Annotated in this window: 1 pseudogene; it reads left to right on the forward strand. The window is 61.2% G+C overall.

The features are described 5' to 3' along the window. Positions 1–609, forward strand: a pseudogene (locus tag IEW15_RS25640) (hypothetical protein); the annotation flags it as partial. Positions 610–631: the final 22 nt, after the last annotated feature.

Genomic DNA, 631 nt, shown 5'->3' on the forward strand with positions numbered 1-631 from the left:
CCCCCGCCAAGCTCCCAAGCCGTCAGCAGACGGCGTCAAACCATGGGTAGCGGGCATTCGGCAACAGCCTCCTATGTCATTCATTCTCTCAAACGCCCCGAAGAGGTGGCCTTGTTGCGCGGCATCTATGGCACGCAATTCATTGCCGTTGGCTGCGTGGCGTCACCGAGGAAGCGCAAGGAGTATCTGATACGGCAGCTTAATGAGCAGGCTGGGCAGATCGGTGGGTCTGAGGACAGCGGGCGGCGCGCGGACCAGCTGATCGCGCGTGACGATGCCGACGAGGAGAATGAGCACGGCCAGAATGTGCGCGATACGCTGGCTCTGGCTGACGTGTTCATATCCATGAGCAGTGTTGATGGCCGGGATCTGGGGCAGCAGATCGAACGCATATGCGATGCGCTTCTGGGCTCACCCTGGGTGACACCGTCTGTCTCGGAGTATGCGATGGCAATTGCCGGGACCGCCGCGGCACGATCCCTGGATCTGTCGCGCCAGGTTGGGGCCGCGATTGTCGACAAGGATGGCGCGATCATTGCCACCGGCTTTAACAGGCTGCGGAAAAATCCATCTATCTGGCCCCTTTCCCCGTCTGCCAGCGTCGTTTGAGGGTGCTTGTGCGGGGTTACGG

The sequence above is a fragment of the Tistrella bauzanensis genome, from assembly GCF_014636235.1.
Lineage (GTDB): Bacteria > Pseudomonadota > Alphaproteobacteria > Tistrellales > Tistrellaceae > Tistrella > Tistrella bauzanensis.